The sequence below is a fragment of the Ensifer sp. GW101-20A05 genome (genome assembly GCF_059424735.1).
Genome location: NZ_JBWKZT010000014.1, coordinates 109937 through 127203 on the forward strand (window position 1 = coordinate 109937; position 17267 = coordinate 127203).

General features: G+C 60.1%; 14 protein-coding genes and 2 pseudogenes. 5 read left to right on the forward strand and 11 right to left on the reverse strand.

All coding sequences use genetic code 11. The features are described 5' to 3' along the window. Window positions 1-41: 41 nt before the first annotated feature. Window positions 42-1295 (reverse strand): ABC transporter substrate-binding protein, encoded by a 1254-nt coding sequence (locus AC070A_RS27300; protein WP_492383596.1) that lies wholly within the window; start codon window positions 1293-1295, stop codon window positions 42-44. 146 nt (window positions 1296-1441) lie between these two features. On the opposite strand from AC070A_RS27300, the gene AC070A_RS27305 reads away from it, so the two are divergent. Both AC070A_RS27305 and AC070A_RS27310 read left to right on the forward strand, forming a co-directional pair. Beyond that, window positions 1442-2296 (forward strand): MurR/RpiR family transcriptional regulator, encoded by an 855-nt coding sequence (locus tag AC070A_RS27305; protein ID WP_082615716.1) that lies wholly within the window; start codon window positions 1442-1444, stop codon window positions 2294-2296. 21 nt (window positions 2297-2317) lie between these two features. Then, window positions 2318-2995 (forward strand): phosphoribosylanthranilate isomerase, encoded by a 678-nt coding sequence (locus AC070A_RS27310; protein ID WP_162770925.1) that lies wholly within the window; start codon window positions 2318-2320, stop codon window positions 2993-2995. A 68-nt stretch (window positions 2996-3063) separates the two neighbouring features. Here AC070A_RS27310 and AC070A_RS27315 read toward each other — a convergent pair whose 3' ends face one another. After that, window positions 3064-5466, reverse strand: coding sequence for a thiamine pyrophosphate-binding protein (locus AC070A_RS27315; protein WP_057248304.1), 2403 nt, complete (start codon window positions 5464-5466; stop codon window positions 3064-3066). A gap of 126 nt (window positions 5467-5592) precedes the next feature. On the opposite strand from AC070A_RS27315, the gene AC070A_RS27320 reads away from it, so the two are divergent. Further along, entirely contained in the window at window positions 5593-6090 is a 498-nt protein-coding gene (locus tag AC070A_RS27320; protein WP_057248303.1) for an Lrp/AsnC family transcriptional regulator, read from the forward strand. Between the two features lie 905 nt (window positions 6091-6995). On the opposite strand, the pseudogene AC070A_RS27325 reads toward AC070A_RS27320, so the two are convergent. From AC070A_RS27325 to AC070A_RS27350, 6 genes and pseudogenes are all read right to left on the reverse strand, one after another. Continuing rightward, window positions 6996-7517: pseudogene (locus AC070A_RS27325) on the reverse strand (alpha/beta fold hydrolase); the annotation flags it as partial. 55 nt (window positions 7518-7572) lie between these two features. After that, window positions 7573-8673 (reverse strand): PAS domain S-box protein, encoded by a 1101-nt coding sequence (locus AC070A_RS27330; protein ID WP_113736897.1) that lies wholly within the window; start codon window positions 8671-8673, stop codon window positions 7573-7575. A 167-nt stretch (window positions 8674-8840) separates the two neighbouring features. Beyond that, on the reverse strand, window positions 8841-9839 hold the full coding sequence (locus AC070A_RS27335; protein WP_244495513.1) for a purine-nucleoside phosphorylase: 999 nt from the start codon (window positions 9837-9839) through the stop codon (window positions 8841-8843). Between the two features lie 724 nt (window positions 9840-10563). Then, entirely contained in the window at window positions 10564-11772 is a 1209-nt protein-coding gene (locus AC070A_RS27340) for an MFS transporter (RefSeq protein ID WP_492383595.1), read from the reverse strand. Window positions 11773-11831: 59 nt separating this feature from the next. After that, on the reverse strand, window positions 11832-12155 hold the full coding sequence (locus AC070A_RS27345; protein ID WP_162770926.1) for a LysR substrate-binding domain-containing protein: 324 nt from the start codon (window positions 12153-12155) through the stop codon (window positions 11832-11834). Then, window positions 12125-12310: pseudogene (locus AC070A_RS27350) on the reverse strand (hypothetical protein); the annotation flags it as partial. The pseudogene AC070A_RS27350 and the gene AC070A_RS27345, both read right to left, overlap by 31 nt. Before the next feature lie 172 nt (window positions 12311-12482). Between AC070A_RS27350 and AC070A_RS27355 the strand changes: the two are divergent. Beyond that, the gene (locus AC070A_RS27355) at window positions 12483-13025 is read left to right on the forward strand and encodes an isochorismatase family protein (protein ID WP_057248299.1); all 543 of its coding nucleotides are present in this window, start codon (window positions 12483-12485) and stop codon (window positions 13023-13025) included. Window positions 13026-13041: 16 nt separating this feature from the next. Here the strand turns inward: AC070A_RS27355 and AC070A_RS27360 are convergent, their stop codons facing one another. The 3 genes from AC070A_RS27360 to AC070A_RS27370 all read right to left on the reverse strand — a co-directional run bounded on the left by AC070A_RS27360 (window position 13042) and on the right by AC070A_RS27370 (window position 16689). Next, window positions 13042-13884 carry a PhzF family phenazine biosynthesis protein gene (locus AC070A_RS27360; RefSeq protein WP_057248298.1) on the reverse strand — a complete coding sequence of 281 codons (843 nt, stop codon included), beginning with the start codon at window positions 13882-13884 and terminating at the stop codon, window positions 13042-13044. 416 nt (window positions 13885-14300) lie between these two features. Continuing rightward, a complete protein-coding gene (locus AC070A_RS27365) occupies window positions 14301-15032 on the reverse strand; it encodes a carboxylesterase family protein (protein WP_057248297.1) in 732 nt (243 codons plus the stop codon). A gap of 547 nt (window positions 15033-15579) precedes the next feature. Then, the gene (locus AC070A_RS27370) at window positions 15580-16689 is read right to left on the reverse strand and encodes a flavin-containing monooxygenase (RefSeq protein WP_113133268.1); all 1110 of its coding nucleotides are present in this window, start codon (window positions 16687-16689) and stop codon (window positions 15580-15582) included. Window positions 16690-16898: 209 nt separating this feature from the next. Here AC070A_RS27370 and AC070A_RS27375 point away from each other — a divergent pair, with 209 nt between their 5' ends. Then, a complete protein-coding gene (locus AC070A_RS27375) occupies window positions 16899-17117 on the forward strand; it encodes a hypothetical protein (RefSeq protein WP_375293073.1) in 219 nt (72 codons plus the stop codon). Window positions 17118-17267 lie beyond the last annotated feature (150 nt).

Genomic DNA, 17267 nt, shown 5'->3' on the forward strand with positions numbered 1-17267 from the left:
CGCGCAGCCGCCGGAGGCCGGCGACTGCGGCTTTCGAAGGTTTACTTGTTGTCCTTCAGGGCGCCCTCGAGGCGCTTGGCGGCATCAGCCGGCGTCACGGACCCATCCAGTGCACCCTGCAGTGCTGTGTAATAGGTGTTGGTCGCAGCCGGCGGCATGGCCGTGTCGTAGAAGGAATCGAGATGGCCAGCAGCATTCATCAGGTCGTTGCTGATGCCGTAGAGCACGGGGCCGGCGGCCGCTTCCGTCGTGGCGCCCTTCACGGTAACCATCGTCTTGCGCAGCTCGACATACTTGGTCATCACCTCGGGCGAGGAAAGGAACTTCAGGAGCGTCACGGCATCGGACTTGTTCTCGGCCTTTTCCGAAATGCCGAAGGAGGCAGCAACGCCGGCCAGCACGTCGGTCTGGTCGCCGGCTCCGCCCGCGACCGTCGGGAAGGCGAAGCAGCCGAGATCGAAGCCTTCCGGCGCGTCGGCGGACGCACCGATCTGCCAGGTGCCGTTGAGCAGTATCGCGGCCTGGCCGTTCAGGAAGAGCATGTTTGCTTCCTGGTCGCTCATTCCGTTGAAGCCGGTTGGGAAGTATTCACTTTTGGCGATCTCGGCGACCTTTTCAAAGGCCTTTTCGCCTTCCGGGCCCAGCGAGGCATTCGCGTCGCCATTGACGAAGGAGGCGACCACGCCGGAGCCCTTGAGCCGCATTTCCATGTACTGGAACCAGAAGGTTGCCGGCCAGGAATCCTTGTTGCCAAGCGCAAAAGGCACGAGGCCGTCGGCCTTAATCTTCTCGGCAAGCGCCATAAGCTCGTCATAGGTCTTGGGGACCGTCCAGCCCTTTTCGGCAAACAGCGCCTTGTCGTACCAGAAGACGACGGAATCGACGTCGACGGGCACGGCATAGGTATGGCCGTCCTTGCTCGTCTGAGCGATGGCGCTTTCCAGGAAGCTTTCGCGCCAGCCGTCCTTGGCGAGGTCCTGGTCGAGTGCGTACATCTGGCCGCCCTTGACGAAGGCGTTCAGGAAGCCGCCGGGCAGGGTATAGAACACGTCGGGCGGATTGCCGGAGGCCATCGCGGTGTTCAGCTTCGTCTTGTAGGCCGATTGTTCGGCGGCGACGACATCGAGCGTGATGTCGGGATGCTTCTTGGCGAAGGCCTCTAACGCGAAGTTGATGAAATCGACCTTATCCTGCTGCCCGGCATAGGCGTGCCAGAAGGTAAGCTCGCCGGCCGTTGCCGGAAATGTCGACAGCGCCAAGGATGCGCCTGCAATGAGAACAGACTTCAGCTTCACGGTTTCCTCCCCAAAAAGCTTGTGCAGCACCTCCAGCTGCATTCATGTAGTGATGCCACATCAAAAATCATGTGTCCATAGTGACACCACAACATCGCCATGTTAGCTTCATTCACGGAAAGCGTTTGCCAGCGAGAGAACCGTTCATGAGTGTCGACCCGCGCGCTACAGTAGGCCCGGCCAGCAGCCGGTTGCGCAGCGTCCTGCCGAAGCTGTCGGATTCGGAGCGCCGCGTCGCTTTGTGGGTTCTCGAAAATGTCGAGGCGACGATCCGCAATTCCATGTCGGTCATCGCCCAGGCGACCGATGTCAGCGACACGACGGTTTTGCGGATGTGCCGCACGGCTGGTTTCGAAGGCTTTACTGACCTGAAATTCGCGCTGGCGCAGGAGCCACGCGGTGGCCGTTCCGAGACGGCGAGCGATCCGGAAGCGAGCGATCTGCAGGCGGCCAACCGCCTCTTTCGCGCCGTGGCGCAGGCGATCAGCGATACGCAAGGCGTGCTGAACGAAGCAACCTTTGCAAAGGCGCTCGATCTGATTGCAGGCGCGCGGCACATCGTCGTCGGTGGCGTCGGCGGGTCCGGAATCGTAGCGCAAGCCTTCTACCAGCGCTGCATCCGTCTTGGTCTGCGCTGCGATGCGCCGATCGATTCCCAGCTTCAGATCATGCATTCGGCACTGACCGGACCTGATGATCTCGTCGTCGCAATTTCCTATTCCGGCATTACCAGCGACCCGGTCCTCGTGCTGCAGGAAGCCAAATCCCGCGGGGCAGCGACGCTCTGTATTACAGGCAACAGCGCATCGCCGCTGGCGCGCCTTGCCGATGTCGCGCTTGTCAGCGTCTCGCATGAGCAAGGCAGCGAGCCGATGGCCGCCCAGATCGCGCAGATGGCACTGATCGACGCGCTCTATTCGGCGCTCGTCGCGCGCAATGCCGAACGGGCGCAACTCACCGAAGAGCGGATGGTCAACGCCATCCTGCCGAAATCCATCTAATACCCAGACACAGGTAGTGCCGTGAAAGTCCAGATCTACACCATGCAGACCGTTTCCGAGGCCCTTGCCGCTGCCGCTGCCGGCGTCGACTATCTCGGCCTGACCCCGTCCAATCGTGGCCTGCCAGGCGAGATCGATTTTGCGAGCGCCCGCGAGATTGCGGACGCACTCAAGGGCAAGGCACAGCGGGTTGCTCTGTCGGTTGAGAGCGACCTCGACGCTATTGCCGACATGGTGGCCGCGGTCCAGCCGGACGTTCTGCACCTATGCGGTAATATTTCGTTGGTGACGCCAGAGCAGGTGAGGGCGCTGCGCGAGAGGCTCGTGCCGCTCTATCCGGACCTGCGTATCCTGCAGGCAATTCCGATGACGGGGCCGGAGGCGCTCGACCATGCGGCTGCCTTCGAGCCCTATTCGGACTTTTTCATTCTCGATTCGGTTGCCGCCCACATCGGCGGCATTGGCGCGGCGGGCGTCACGCATGACTGGTCGCTGAGCCGCGAAATCGTCAAGCGCAGCAAGTTGCCGGTCATCCTCGCCGGCGGTCTCGGCCCGGACAACGTCGCGGCAGCCATCGCCGCCGTGCAGCCCTGGGCGGTGGATTCGTTGACGCATACGAACAAGCCGCTGCCGGAAGGTGGCTTCCGCAAGGACATCGACAAGATCGCCGCCTTCGTGAAGGCGGCAAGGACGGCTTGAGCGTCGCAGAAAGCTAGGAAGGGCGGGCACGTCGCGTCGCCCTTCCGCCCGGGCCTTTCCGTACAGCCTCAGGCCGTGTGTACCCGCATGGGCGGGGCGGTGCCGGTGCGGGCAAACGAATCCGCGGCTTCCATAATGGCCTGTGTGTCGATGCCGAAATGGGCATAGAGATCGGCGATCGTGCCGGTTTGGCCAAAATGCTCAACGCCGAGCGATACCGTGCGATGTCCCTCGACCGAGCCCAACCAGCCGAGGGTCGCCGGATGCCCATCCGTGACGGTGATGAGGTTTGCCGATTGCGGCACGGCCCCAAGTAGCGCCTCGACATGGCTCCGGGCCGCGCCGTTGCCGTGGCGGCGGGCGCGTTGCGCCGCGGTCCAGCCGGCGTTCAGGCGGTCGGCCGAGGTCACCGCCAGAACGGCGATGTCGCCGTGGCGCTCGGCAAGCCGCCCGGCGGCCATCAGGACTTCCGGCGCGATGCATCCCTGATAGGCGAGCACGATGCGGGTGCGGGCGGATGGTGGGCGCAGCCAGTAGGCGCCGTCGATGACGCCTTGCCGGAAAAGGGGATTTTCACGCCTAAGTGCGATCTGCTCCAGCGGTCGTGTCGTCAGGCGCAGATAGACCGAGCCACCGGTCTCGTCACGCAGCCAGGTGCGTGTGTCATGCGTTGCCTCGCCGTCGCGCTGCATGTAGTCGAACGACCAGTCCATGATGACGGAGAGTTCGTCGAGGAAGGCGGGCTCGAAGCTTGCAAGACCATCCTGGCTCATGCCGATGAGCTGCGAGCCAATCGACTGATGCGCCCCACCCTCCGGCGCCAGCGTGACGCCAGAGGGCGTGCCGACGATCATGAACCGGGCATCCTGATAGCAGGCGTAATTCAGCGCATCGAGGCCGCGAGCGACAAAGGGATCGTAGACGGTGCCGATGGGGATGAGCCGCTCGCCGAACAGCGAATGGGAAAGGCCCGCAGCGCCGAGCAGCAGGAAGAGGTTCATTTCGGCAATGCCAAGTTCGATATGCTGGCCGGATGGCCCGAATTCCCATTTCTGCGCTGAGGGCACGCGCTCGTCGCGGAACGTATCGGCGAGCTTTTCGCGGGCAAATAGCCCGCGGCGGTTCACCCAGGGACCGAGATTGGTCGAGACGGTGACGTCGGGTGCTGTGGTGACGATGCGGGCAGACAGCGCATCGTCACGCTGGGCAAGTGCATCGAGGATCTTGCCGAAGCCTGCCTGTGTGGACAGTTCACGATCGTCGAGGAAGACCGGACCTGCCGAGGACACGGCGGGCGAGGCGAAGCGTCGGGTACCCTCGGTGAAGAACGGTACGGTCTTCAGGAAATCCTCAACAGGCTTTGCCGAGGGGATCGCACTGAACGTCTCCCATTCCCTGCCAGGCTTGACGCCGATGCGCGTCTGGAACACCTCCATCTGCGCCTTGGTCATCAGGCCGGCATGGTTGTCCTTGTGACCGGCGAGCGGCGTGCCCCACCCCTTGATCGTATAGGCGAGGAATACGGTCGGCCGGTCATCGTCGATGCTTTCGAAGGTGCGGATCAGTGTTTCTAGGCAATGGCCGCCGAGATTGTTCATGAGGTCGGAAAGTGCGTCGTCGCTGCGTGCGGCAAGGAGGTCGGCGACGCCTGGTTCGCCGCCGATTTCGTCGACCAGCCGCTTGCGCCAGGCGGCGCCGCCCTGGAAGGTGAGCGCCGAATAGAGCTGGTTGGGGCAGCGGTCTATCCAGCCGCGCAGCGCTTCGCCGCCTTGCTCGCGGAAGGCGGCCTCCTGAAGTGCGCCGTATTTCAGCACCTTCACATTCCAGCCGAAGGCGGTGAAGATGCCCTCGATGCGCTGCCACAGCCCCTCGCGCACGACGCCGTCGAGGCTCTGTCTGTTATAGTCGATCACCCACCAGGTGTTGCGCAGGTCGTGTTTCCAGCCTTCCTGCAGGCATTCATAGATATTGCCTTCGTCGAGCTCCGCATCGCCGACCAGCGCGATCATCCGGCCGTCCGGGCGCTTCGACCAGCCCTTGGCGGTGATATAATCCTGAATGATGGAGGCGAAGGCGGTGATGGCGACGCCGAGGCCGACGGAGCCCGTGGAAAAATCGACGTCGTCGATGTCTTTGGTGCGGCTCGGATAGGATTGCGCACCGCCAAAGCCGCGGAAATTCTGCAGCTTCTCTCTGGTCTGGTTGCCCATGACATACTGGATGCCATGGAAGACCGGCGAGGCATGCGGCTTTACCGCCACGCGGTCTTCCGGCCGCAGCACATGAAAATAGAGCGCCGTTAGGATCGAGGCGAGCGAAGCCGATGAGGCCTGATGCCCGCCAACCTTCACCTCGCCCTTCTCGCGCAGGTGATTGGCGTTGTGGATCATCCAGCAGGCGTGCCACAAGACCTGTCGCTCCAGGCTTTTGAGATGCGCCAAGCGTTCGGGCGTCAAAGCCGGTTCCGTCATGAATATCCTCCCTCATGCTCCCACCGACAGGCTAACTCGGAGATATCGGCAAATCTGACCTAAGTTGACGGATTTTTCGCGAGATGCGAAAGATCTAACCTCAAGGGTGGAATTCTTAGGTCAATCATGTCTCAGTCGAAGCCTTCACTGGATTCCGCCACTATCCGCATCCTCGATCTCCTTCAGCAGAACGCCGAACGGAGCATTTCGGAGCTGGCGGAAGCGACCGGCCTATCGGCCTCGCCCTGTTGGCGACGCGTCAATGATCTCAAGGAAAGCGGCGTCATCAAGGGGACGGTGGCGCTGGTCGACGCGCCTTCGCTTGGCCTGGCGGTCAACGTCTTCGTTCAGGTCTCGCTGAAGCAGCAGGATCGGCAGTCCCTCGACATCTTCAACGCGGCGATCCGCACCAAACCGGAAATCGTCGAGTGCTATCTGATGACCGGCGAGGCGGATTACATGTTGCGCGTCGTCGTCGAGGATCTTGCAAAATTCCAGGCGCTGGTAGTCGATTTTCTGACGCTCATTCCCGGTGTCGCCAATATCCGGTCCAGCTTTGCACTGAGCCAGATCAAGTACACGACGGCGCTACCAACCGAGCATCTCAAGGGCAAAGGCGCTTGATATCCACAACCTTTGACCGCGTTGCTGAGATATGCTCGGAGGCTCGTGGCCACATGAACCGTGGCTCGAAGGTCGTTTCGGCCCGAAGGAAGCCGTTCTTCACGAGCCCCGAGCACGGCTTGTTGCGAGCATGTTCACGCTCTGGGCCAAAAAGAACGCATGATGTATTGGGTGGAACCAAGGCGCACGCACCGCATGCCAGCGTCTTCCGACACTAGCGGAGCGGGTGTTGAATTAACGGCCAACTTCCCCCTCTGGCCAAAACAGCGAGCGACAAACGGGGTTGGCCTTTAAACCCCAAGCCTGGCCATGGCGATACGGCGAGACCGTTGCCCCACGGGCCGCGGCTCTGGGTGCCAGTTCGGGTGCAGGTGACGACGTGCTGGCCGCGGTCGGCCTGGATGATTGCCGACAGATTATGCACGTGTGATTTTGCTTTATTTTTGGGCAACTGTGCATTATACGACAGTTATGCGATGCCGTTCCTCCCAAGCGCATCGCCGGGTATCGCGTCCCGATATAGCCTGTCGCTGATGCATCGGCGTCAGGCTTTCTTTTCCAACAGAGGGCGCATTTCGAGGAAGCGCATCCGCGGAACGTTGCTCGCGCTTTCTATTGCAAAAACCGATCAACATAAGCAAAGTTCCGCTCGAATCGCAGACCTCAGCCTTGAATCTAGATCCTCGATCAGCCGCCCTGACATTCGTTCGGACATCGGAAGATCCGATGCTTGCAGGTCGATCACGGCATCCACTCGCGCCCATGATCCGCCGAGCACTGCTTGTGGAAGTCCACGACGATACCTGCGCCAAACGACCGCACCGTCTCGATGTCGGCGGCACCAGCTGTGGCATAACCTTCAGCGCGCCTTGCGGACAGCGCGGTTGATCAATACGCCATCGCTTTCACAGGCGGTCGACGTCGATGATCGCCTGCGCGAAGTCTTCCGGCGCTTCCTGCGGCAGGTTGTGGCCGATGCCACCAGTGATGTTGCGATGCTGATACTTGCCGGAAAACATGCCAGCATAAGCTTCAGGCTCGGGATGCGGCGCGGCATTCTGGTCGCCTTCGAGCGTAATCGTCGGGATCGTGATCAACGGGCTCTTGGCTAGTATTTCCTCGAATGCGTCGAAGCGGGATTCGCCTTCGACCAGCCCCAGCCGCCAGCGATAATTATGGACGGTGATAGCGACATGGTCCGGATTTTCGAACACCGTGGCCGAACGCGCGAAGATCGCGTCGTCGAATTGCCAGGTCGGCGAGGCGGTCTCCCAGATCAGACGAACGAAATCGCGCGTATTGGCCTGGTAGCCGAGCCGGCCGCGCTCAGTGGCGAAGTAGAATTGATACCACCAGGCCATCTCGGCCTTGGGCGGAAGAGGCTTCTTGTTCATCTCTTGGCTGCCGACGAGATAGCCAGCCCGTGATGCGGATTGTCGGCAGGGCGATCAACGGCATAGTTACAAAATCGGCCCTGAACACCTAGCCGCGAGCGGCGAGCATCTCAGTCGGGACGTCGATCGACGCGACAAGCCCCGTCTCTCGCCAATCACGGTCGATCGTCGCGTTCAGTGCGCTTGCCAACCCCCTTTCCAGGCGGCTGCCGAACCCCATGTGCTGTTCGCGCGCCGGCTTTGGCCCTCCCAGTTCGCGCCAGACAAGGTGCGTCCAGTCGTTCTCTTCCCGGATGCTCAAATCGAGATGACCGTTTGTCACCGAGAGCGCCCCATACTTTGCGGCATTGGTCGCAAGTTCGTGCAGCAACAACGCTATATGCGTCATCGCCTGGCCTCCCACAACACGATCTTGACCGCTGATCGTTATCCTCTCTTCTGCCGCATACGGTTCGAGGATCGTTCTGATCAGTGCGTGCAGCGAAATCGTCTGCGTGTTTCCGGTTCCGTTTTGCCAATCCGACATGGTGAGTTCATGGGCGCGGGAGAGCATCGATAGCCGCGCCTGGATCGTCGCAAGGAGGCTGTCGATATCGCTGGCCGACCGGCCGCTGATCGAGACGATCGCGGAAGCGAGTGCAAAGAGGTTTTTCACGCGATGCCGCATTTCGCCCATCAAGAGCTGCTGCTGCTCCTCGGCGACGCGTCTTTCAGTAATGTCTCTCGCGATTTTCGAGGCGCCGACGATCACGCCGTCCGCATTCCGAATCGGCGAGATGGTCAGCGAGATATCGACCAATGATCCGTCTTTGCGTCGCCGCAGTGTCTCGAAGTGTTCGACGCGCATGCCGCGTTGGATTTCGGCGATGATCGCCGGCTCCTCATCCAGTCGGTCCTGCGGAATCAAGATGGTGATCGACTTTCCGATGACCTCTTCGGCCCGATAGCCGAACAAGCGTGTCGCGCCGGGATTCCAGCTCTGGATAATGCCTCGCAGATCCTTGCTGACAATCGCATCGTCGGAGCCTTCGATTATTGCGGCCAGCCAATCGCGGAGATCGGGTCCATCCGCGACCGATGTGTCAGCAAAGTTGGAGGCATGGTTGTGAGACGTCGAGCGCACGCTGAACGGCCGGATCTGCGCGGCCCGTTCGCCTCCAGATTGTTCGTCGTCGCCCGGAATTTCCATGGCGCGTCCTCCTCAAGTACTCGATGCGGGACGCCGGCTGATGAAGGGAGCTTGCGTGCATCGTCCTCTCTATAGCAGTCGGCTAGGCTATTCTGCCAACAGGCGCCGAAACTTAACGCCGATTCACAGACCCAGACGCGGACAATTGCGACCGCGCCAACTTCCGGTCAGTTTTTCAGCCCTGCTTCATAGCGGCTCCAATGGGCGATGATGTCTTCGGCGAGCGCATTGCCGACGAGGAAGGCGTTCTGGGTTGCCGGGCCGAAGCCGCCGGACTTCGCCGCCAGCGACTCCGCCGTGCTCTGGCCGTCATGCGGACGGTCGAAGTTGGATGCCGTGCGCAATACGGCGATCCGGCCGAAATCCAGTCGCCCGGCATCCGCGGCGCGGCTGAGAGCGGTCAGGGTGGCGTTGTCCTCCATCTGGCTCGTGCAGTAATCCGCCTTTCCATCGGTGAGGACCTTTGCGTGCGCGGCGAGTTCCGTAGCAACGCCCGCGCCATGCCAATAGGTATCGGCCGAAATGGTCGTGCAGCTCGTTACGCCCGGCTTGGCCTTGGCGGCCGGCTGCGAATAGAGTGCGCGATAGGCGGTTGCGGTCTCGCCGTCGGCCAGCGTGACATTCCGGCTCGCCGCAAGCGCCGCCTCGAGCAGCGGCTTGTTCATTTCAAACACCTCGGTTCCGGCGCCCCAGGCCTGCTTTTCTCCAGGCACGCCTGCACCAAGCTCGACGACGGTCGACTTCCATTCTGCCGGCGCCTCGGACGTGGCCATGCGATGGAAAAGGCCGCCATCGATGACATAATCGGCCCAGGCAGCCGAGCCGAGCGTGCCCTTCGAAGGGTCGATTCCGGCTATTCCTGCGATGATGAAATAGGTCTTCGACAGATCTAATTTGTCCGAAAGCGCGACCGCTGCTGTGGACGCGGCCGCATTTGCAAAACCCATCGTGGTCGTCATGACGCAGAGATCCTCGTTGCAGACGACGTCGGGAGCGCTTTTCGGCAGCCCTGTCACCGCGATGCGCTTGCGCAATTGCAGATTTTCCAGCCAGGGCTTGGTTTCTTCCCCGAACATGGTGATCACCAAAACTTTGGGGGTGACGATTTCGGCATGCGCGACCATCGGGAATGCGAGTGTCAACGAAATCAGCGCAATTTTTCTCATCTGCCTTACCTTCTTCATGGCCGTTGCGATATCCCGGTACAGGACGCCCTGCCACCATAACGTAAACTCCGCAAGGCGGTGCATCTTCTTACAAAATTCGCCGCTACGGCAGATTCACGCAGGAAAGGATGGTCGGTTACGAAAGGGCGTCCCTGCCTTTCTCGAATATGAAAAACGTCCCCGAACTGCTCTGGTCCTGCGTCAGGACGCATTTCGAGCGGAGCCCCTTCGATAGAAGGCCTGAATTCCTCCATCGGCAGGGCCTTGGCGTAGATGTCGTTTGGCAGTGATCCGTTAGATTGCCTTCGTTGCGGCAGCTTTTGGCGGTTAATTTGAGATCGCATGCCCACGCATCATTGGACATTTGAGGGTTTAAGCATCTGTAAACATGCGGGTTTAGCGGGGGGTCATCTCCGAAGATATGACGCTGCTGCCATTGTGGAAAATCTCAAATTAGGTGCCAGCTCACGAGCCAAAATCTCAAATTAACTGCTTAATCTCAAATAAGGTGGCGCGCTATGTTGTTGAAAATATTAGAGGCACAGTCTCGCGATTAAATAGTGTCCTGCTTGGCAACGAGGTGTATTTGCTCGAGGCCAAGTGGCAAGGGTCGCCCATGTAAGGGCGGAATTCTGCCTATGTTGATGTTTTGGACTTTGAAGATCGCATAATGTATCGACTGGACCTTATTACCACGGGGCATCCGGCCATAGGACCGATGTCTTCAAGCGTGGCCCTCTTCAATCCTCGGAAGGAACCACGCGAGAAGCCCCGCAAGCGGGAGGAAGGAGCAGACGTAGTAAACCGTTCCGACACCATAGCTGTCGGCCAATATTCCGAGAAGCGCTGCGGCTATACCGCCAAGGCCGAAATTCAGACCGTAGAACAGCCCACCAATGAGTCCTATCCGGTGCGGCAGCAACTCGATTGCGTAGATCAGGATGGAGGCGAAGGCGCTCGCCATGATCAGGTTGATCATCGCCGTCAGCACGCCGGTCCAGAGGAGGTCGACGTGTGGCAGGATCAGCGTCAGCGGAAGCGGCCCCAGAACCGAAATCCAGATGATACGATAACGCCCGATGCGATCACCGACGATGCCGCCGATCAGCGCGCCCGCGGCCGAAGCCAGTAGGAAGATGAACAGCATCATCTGTGCGGAGGGGATCGAGAGGCCGAACTTCTCAATGAGATAGAAGGTGTAGAATGAGCGGAAGCTCTCGCCATAGGCGTTCTTAGTAAACATCAGCAGCGTCAGGACCCCCAGGGCTACCCCGATCGTCGCTGGCGCGTGACGAACGGCGCCGCCCGCCTTCTTGCCGTCTGCCCGCAACGCCATGAATGCGGCGCCGATCTCCCGCTGCTTGCTACCGATCCATACAAGAAGTGCCATGGCCATCAATGCGAGAACGGCAAACCAGGCGAGGCTCGGCTGTCCCCAGGGAACGATGATCAGCGCAGCGAAGACCGGGCCGAGCGCGCCGCCCGCCTGACCGCCGACCTGAAACAGTCCCTGCGCCAACCCCTGGCGCCCGCCGGCGGCATAGCGCGCCATGCGCGTCGCTTCCGGGTGAAAGATGGACGATCCAATGCCGATCAGCGCAACTGAAACTAGAATCACCGCGTAGCTATGGGCGAAGGCAAGGCTAACCAAGCCAGAGAGTGTAAACATCATCCCCACGACCGGTGAATAGGGCGCGGGATGTTTGTCCGTCACCATGCCGATTACCGGTTGCAGCAGCGACCCGGCAATCTGGAAGGTCATGGTGATCAAGCCGATCTGCACGAAATCCAGCGCATAGGCGTCCTTCAGGATCGGATAGGCCGCCGGAATCAGTGACTGCATCAGGTCATTGAGGAGATGGGTGAGACCCAGAATGACCAGCACAGCGAGATGCGTCTTGGGACGCGTCATGGTGGGAATGGCGACAGTCATGATTGTTGTTCTTGGCCCTTGGGAAATTTGGGGAGGCGGCTTGCAGCGGCATCCGACCGTCATCGGTAGAACGCGGCGCGCCGCGATGGGAGCTTATGCATCGCCCGAGGGGCGGGCAACCGTTTATTCGCGCTACGAGGGCAATAGGAGGCAATCCTATCCCGATGGATGTCGCGCGCCAATGTCGTGAGGAAGCGGGAGCCGACATCGGCGGTCTCGTCGATCACGCGCTGGATTACATCGGAAGACCAGGTGACCTCGACATCGAGATGCAGCGTCGGGTGGCGCCGCGAGAGCTCCACGATCAGCGAAGGCAGGAAGGAGAGCCCGACGCTCTCGACGGTCCCCGTCTTCAAGCCCCTGAGAATGTCGAGCTCGGACACCGCCGCTTCGAGAGGTGATGCGACGCGACGGACTGCCGGTGAAGAATTTCGCCGGCGGACGTCAGTTTGAGGCGATGACCCTCGCGTTGAAGCAGCGCCATGCCCAAGCGATCCCCGATCTGCCGCGATACGCACGACGACGCGACATTGAGCCTGCGGGCGCATTGGCCGCGGTTCGAATCCCTTCAAAGCGAGGGATAGGAGACGTCCGTGCTGCCGGCTTCCGGTCGTCGAGTGATCTGAACGACCGAGCAGCGGCCCTTTGCGGACATGATTGGTCCATGGTAGGCCCCTTTCGTCGCCTCACGGGCCTGAGAGGATTGGAAATTGGAACAAGCGCTTGTAATTATCGACATGCAGATGCTGATGCAGCATCGTCTCGATGCAGGGCGCGATCACGTCCACGGTGATGCTCCGGCCAAGATCGCCGCCTTAGCTGCTGAATTCCGCAGGGCTGGACAAAGGGTGATCCACGTTCGCCACAGCGACCCTGATCCAACATCCCCGATGCACCTTGGTTCACCCGCTCAACAGGTGATGCCCTGCGCAGAAGCGCTCGACGACGAACCGATTTTCGTCAAGACGACTTCTTCGCCATTTGCTTCCACCGGGATGGAAAAATATCTCCGCGACAATGGCATCGGCACCCTCGTCGTGACGGGCGCAGTTGCAGGTTTTTGCATCAATACCACAGTTCGAGTTGGATCGGACCTCGGCTTTAGGATGATCGTCGTCCGTGATGCCGTCATGGGCTTTGATATGCCGGACGAGCAGCTATCCGCGCGTGCGATTTTCGATGTAACGATAGCCCATCTCAAATCCGACTTTGCGGAAATCATCGATAGCGATGCGATCGTGGCGGCCAGCTAGTCTTACAACCAGCACTTTAAAAGGCTGCGACGCCCTCGATGCAAGTTGTAACGTCGCCACCGACCCAAATCTGATCTTCGACCAACTCCACATGAACACGTCCTTCCCGTCCAAGGACGGTACCTTGGCTGGCAATGTATGATGAGGAAGCGATGCCGTTACCAATCAACCATTGAGCAATGCCTGCATTTAAGCTGCCGGTTACCGGGTCTTCAAAACCGGCCGCGGTAAAGGCACGCACCTCGAAATCCGCTTCCCGCCCATCCTTTGTTGGATCCCAGGGGGCAACGACACCGACCCGCAATCCGGAAAGGATGGCGAAATCCGGACGAAGCGCGAGGACGTCAGCCCTGGAGCGCAGTTGGACAGCGAGCCAGCCAGGGCCATTGTCCACCCAGTTGGCGTCGACGATGTCATCGGATGTCAACCGCAAGCCTTTGAGTACTAGCTTCAGTGTGTCGATTTCCACCGGGCCTGATCGGCGCAGTTCGGGGGCTTCGAAGGAAAGTCGTCCATTGTTGCGCCGAATGTGGACTAGTCCCACCTCGCACTCCTGGACAATCTCGCTACTCTTTGGCTTTCCACCAGAAGACAGCCATGTGTGGCAGCTCCCCAAAGTGGGGTGGCCCGCGAAGGGCAACTCAGCAACAGGTGTAAAGATGCGAACGCGGTAGTCGGCATCTGCCGAGTTCGGCTGTAGAAGGAAAGTCGTTTCGCTAAGGTTCGTCCACCGCGCGAAAGCAGCCATCTCCGATGCGGTTAAAGAATCTGCTCCAATGACAACCGCCAGCGCATTGCCTAGCAAAACTTTGGAGGAAAAGACATCAACCTGCTGGAATGAAAATTTTGTGTGTCTCATTGTGATGTCCTGATGCTCTCAATGTATGCGCCGCAGCGTTTCGGTGCAAATTGGTTCACCGCCCGGTTTGGACCGCATTTGTCCCTATACCAAAGCTTGAGTAATCTGGAGAGCAGGCCAGATTGAGGTGCCATTATGTTAGGCATGAAATTGCCCTGTACGTGGCCCGTGTCAAGCTCGACGCGAACGCCAACCACTACGCGTGAAACATACCAAACACATCTTGTGGCAGATTGTCTCGGCTGTAGGATTGTAGGACTTGCCTCGGCGACCACTATTGGCGCGCAGGAGACATGACGCCGCCGCGGAGCTATGTCCGCTTTCGGGCGCGCGCGATGACGACCTCTACGACCGACATGAGGGCGCGCTAAGCAGACGCCGTTCGCATTCCGCGGTACGCGTAGAGGATTGAAAGGTTACTCAGGCGCGACCTCAAGGCGCTGTTTCAGAAGCCAATCCCAAAGCTCGGGATCATTTAAGGCGGCCCGTTCGACGCCCGAGTGGTCCACGCCCTCCAGAACACTCAAACGAGCATTACGCTTTAGACCCACGAGGCGCTCGTACAGCACGACCGAATCCGACAAAGGGATGACTTCATCGTTCGTGCCGTGGAACACCCAGAAAGCTGCCTTTTCATTTGTCCTGCTAAGGTAGTGGCGATTACCGCCACCAGCGATCGGAACGACAGCGGCGAATGTTTCGGGAAACTGTTCTGCCATGGCCCAAGTACCGAACCCCCCGCGGCTGAACCCCATGACATAGACACGCGTGCGATCTACGCGATACTTCGAGATAACCTCATCGAGTGCCGCCTCCACTTTCTCGATCGGATAAAGCAGTTCTTCACTCGGATTCTGAGGCGAAAACACTAGGAAGGGGAATGTCTTTCCATCCTCAATCAGTTTCGGAATGCCACTCGATTTGACTTTCTCGATATCGGTCCCGCCCTGATCGCCGCCGTGTAGCCACACAACAAGCGGATACGCGTTGCTGGACGAAGCATAGTCGTCGGGCGTGTACATCAGATAGTTGAGATCATTCTGTATGCTGGCGCTCGATCTGGCTGCCAACTGCTCGGCATGCGCCACGCCTGCACTACACATTCCGATTACGGCCGTGAAAGCCAGTGCCATGATGTTCCGCGTCATTCGACCACCTCCTTCATGATGTTGAGCCTGTCGGCAATCAAATGGAACCGACGAACCAGAACTCAAGCCTTCCCACTCGGAGGATGGAAGTCGGTTCTGGGAAGCGTTCTCGCGGAAAGCCCCGGCAAACTCAGAAGCGCAACGGTAGGAGTGTGTCCGATGCCGAAATTCGTAACGATTGGATATGGAGGCGAAGCCGAATTCGAGCGCCTTGGTAAAAGCCCCGCGAAAATCCAGTCTGCCAAGCGTCCTCCAACGTGTTCTCGTCAGGCGCCTTCCGGACGCGACCAGATCGCATAATGTATCGACCGGAACTGGTCACCGGTCCTGCGGAGCGCCTAGCCTTGGACTTTCCCATCACGAGGACCGCCCGTTGCAGGTCGGCGGCGATGACACGCTGATCGGCGGACCGGGTAGCGACCTCTATGCTTTCAGAATCAGGGGCGGTCACGACAACAATTTGGAATCCCGACCTAGCACAGACGAAAACACACTCAAGTTCGGGGCGCGCGCGGACGAAACAACCATTGCAGACACTTTGACGCATTCACTTTGTGCTGCTCCGCCGCTCGATATCAGCGGTCACTGCGGCCGCCTCCCTACTGATCTCCCTGAGCAGGCCGGTGACCGGATTGTGGAAACCCACGAGATAAAGGCCGAGCTCGGCGGCTTGGCGAGTGACGCCGCTCTTGCCGGGCCGCAATGCCGCCGGCAGGAACTTCTCGAAACCCGGCCGGAAGCCGGTGGCGAGGATGACGCTGTCGAACTCCGCGTGCCTGCCGGAAACGAAAATGGCACCGCGCTCGGTGAAACGCTTGATGTCTGGTGCCACCTTGATGTCGCCGGATTTGATCGCTCTCACCGTGCCGACATCGATGACCGGGATGCGTCCGGCGTTGACCTGCTCAAAAATGCCCTGCTTCGGCCTGGCGATGCCGTATTTTTCGAGCTTACCCAGCGCGAGGTCGAGGATGATGGGGAACAACCTGTCGTTCACCGCTTGCGGCAGCGGTTGGGTTGCGATGGCGATGATCTGGATCGGCACGCCGAACAGCTGGCGCGGCACGATGTGGATGCCGTTTCGTACCGACAGCGTCGGGCGGGCGCCGTACTCGGCAAGGTCGAGCGCAATCTCGGCGCCGGTGTTACCCATGCCGACAACCAGAACCGACTGGCCGGCGAAGGGCGCGGCCTCGGTGTAATCAGCGCTGTGCAGCCGCCTGCCCTTGAAAGCCTCGATCTCGGGCAGGCTGGGAACGAAGGGCTCAGCATTGCTGCCGCTCGCGATCACAACGTGGCGCGCGGAGAAGGTGTCCCTTTCGGTCTCGACCAGGTAGCCGCCGTCCTCGCGGCGGATGGAGTTGACTTTTTCGCCGAAGCGCGGTCGGAGCTCGAAACGCTCGGCATAGTCGTCGAGATAGGCGACCAGCTTTTCGCGCGGCAGGTAGCGCGGATAGTCTTTCGGGAATGGCACGTGCGGCAGCGAGGAGGACGCCTTCACCGTATGCAGGTGCAGCCGCCGGTAATGGCGCCGCCAGGCAGGCGCGATCTCATGCGCCTTTTCAAGGATTAAGAAATCGAGCCCCGCCCGTCTTAGGCAGGCGCCGACCGCGAGGCCAGCCGGCCCGGCGCCGACAATGACGACATTGGTATCCACTCGATGCTCGCTCCCAGGATGGAGGCTATTTCGACATGGGCTCGATGACAAGTGGACGGGCGCGCCACCTTAACTCGACCGGTCTGCGCCGCCCGGCCAGCGGGTTTCCATGCTTTCGCCGAAGTTTTTTTCAGCGCGGCGACGGCCGCCTCGTAAATTGCCGCCGCTTTTAAGCGGCACTGATTTCCTGCGCGGCATAGCGGAGGACTATGACCGACGGCTCCTTGAGAGGTGGCGTCGCGACCAGCATCGTTATGCCGCTTGGGTACAGCATCGACAAAGCCTATGTGAATGCGCGCAAGCACTTCGAGATCACCGACGAACGGCTTGGTTGGCTTGTCGAGCGGACGGGACATCTTCTTCGTCCCGTCGAGACGATCGGTCGGGATACAATGACCGGGCTGGCTCGAGCAGCGGGCGCCACCTGAGCCCTCGCCTTGTTCGGGGATAGATGGGAGGGTCGCTGGTTCGAATGCGCTACACCGTCATTACTTGAAGTGGCAGAGGAGTCTTCTGCTCGAAGCTCACCCTGGATCGAGCAGGCTCGCGAATTCCTTATCGCGATAATAGGCGAGTTT

Excerpts from the sequence above, each read along its gene's own strand:
- AC070A_RS27320 (WP_057248303.1), top strand. The coding sequence starts at position 5,593 with ATGTCTCAGTCGAAGCCTTCACTGGATTCCGCCACTATCCGCATCCTC.
- AC070A_RS27360 (WP_057248298.1), bottom strand. The coding sequence starts at position 13,884 with ATGAGACACACAAAATTTTCATTCCAGCAGGTTGATGTCTTTTCCTCC.
- AC070A_RS27375 (WP_375293073.1), top strand. The coding sequence starts at position 16,899 with ATGACCGACGGCTCCTTGAGAGGTGGCGTCGCGACCAGCATCGTTATG.
- AC070A_RS27315 (WP_057248304.1), bottom strand. The coding sequence starts at position 5,466 with ATGACGGAACCGGCTTTGACGCCCGAACGCTTGGCGCATCTCAAAAGC.
- AC070A_RS27330 (WP_113736897.1), bottom strand. The coding sequence starts at position 8,673 with ATGGAAATTCCGGGCGACGACGAACAATCTGGAGGCGAACGGGCCGCG.
- AC070A_RS27305 (WP_082615716.1), top strand. The coding sequence starts at position 1,442 with ATGAGTGTCGACCCGCGCGCTACAGTAGGCCCGGCCAGCAGCCGGTTG.
- AC070A_RS27340 (WP_492383595.1), bottom strand. The coding sequence starts at position 11,772 with ATGACTGTCGCCATTCCCACCATGACGCGTCCCAAGACGCATCTCGCT.
- AC070A_RS27365 (WP_057248297.1), bottom strand. The coding sequence starts at position 15,032 with ATGACGCGGAACATCATGGCACTGGCTTTCACGGCCGTAATCGGAATG.
- AC070A_RS27335 (WP_244495513.1), bottom strand. The coding sequence starts at position 9,839 with ATGAGAAAAATTGCGCTGATTTCGTTGACACTCGCATTCCCGATGGTC.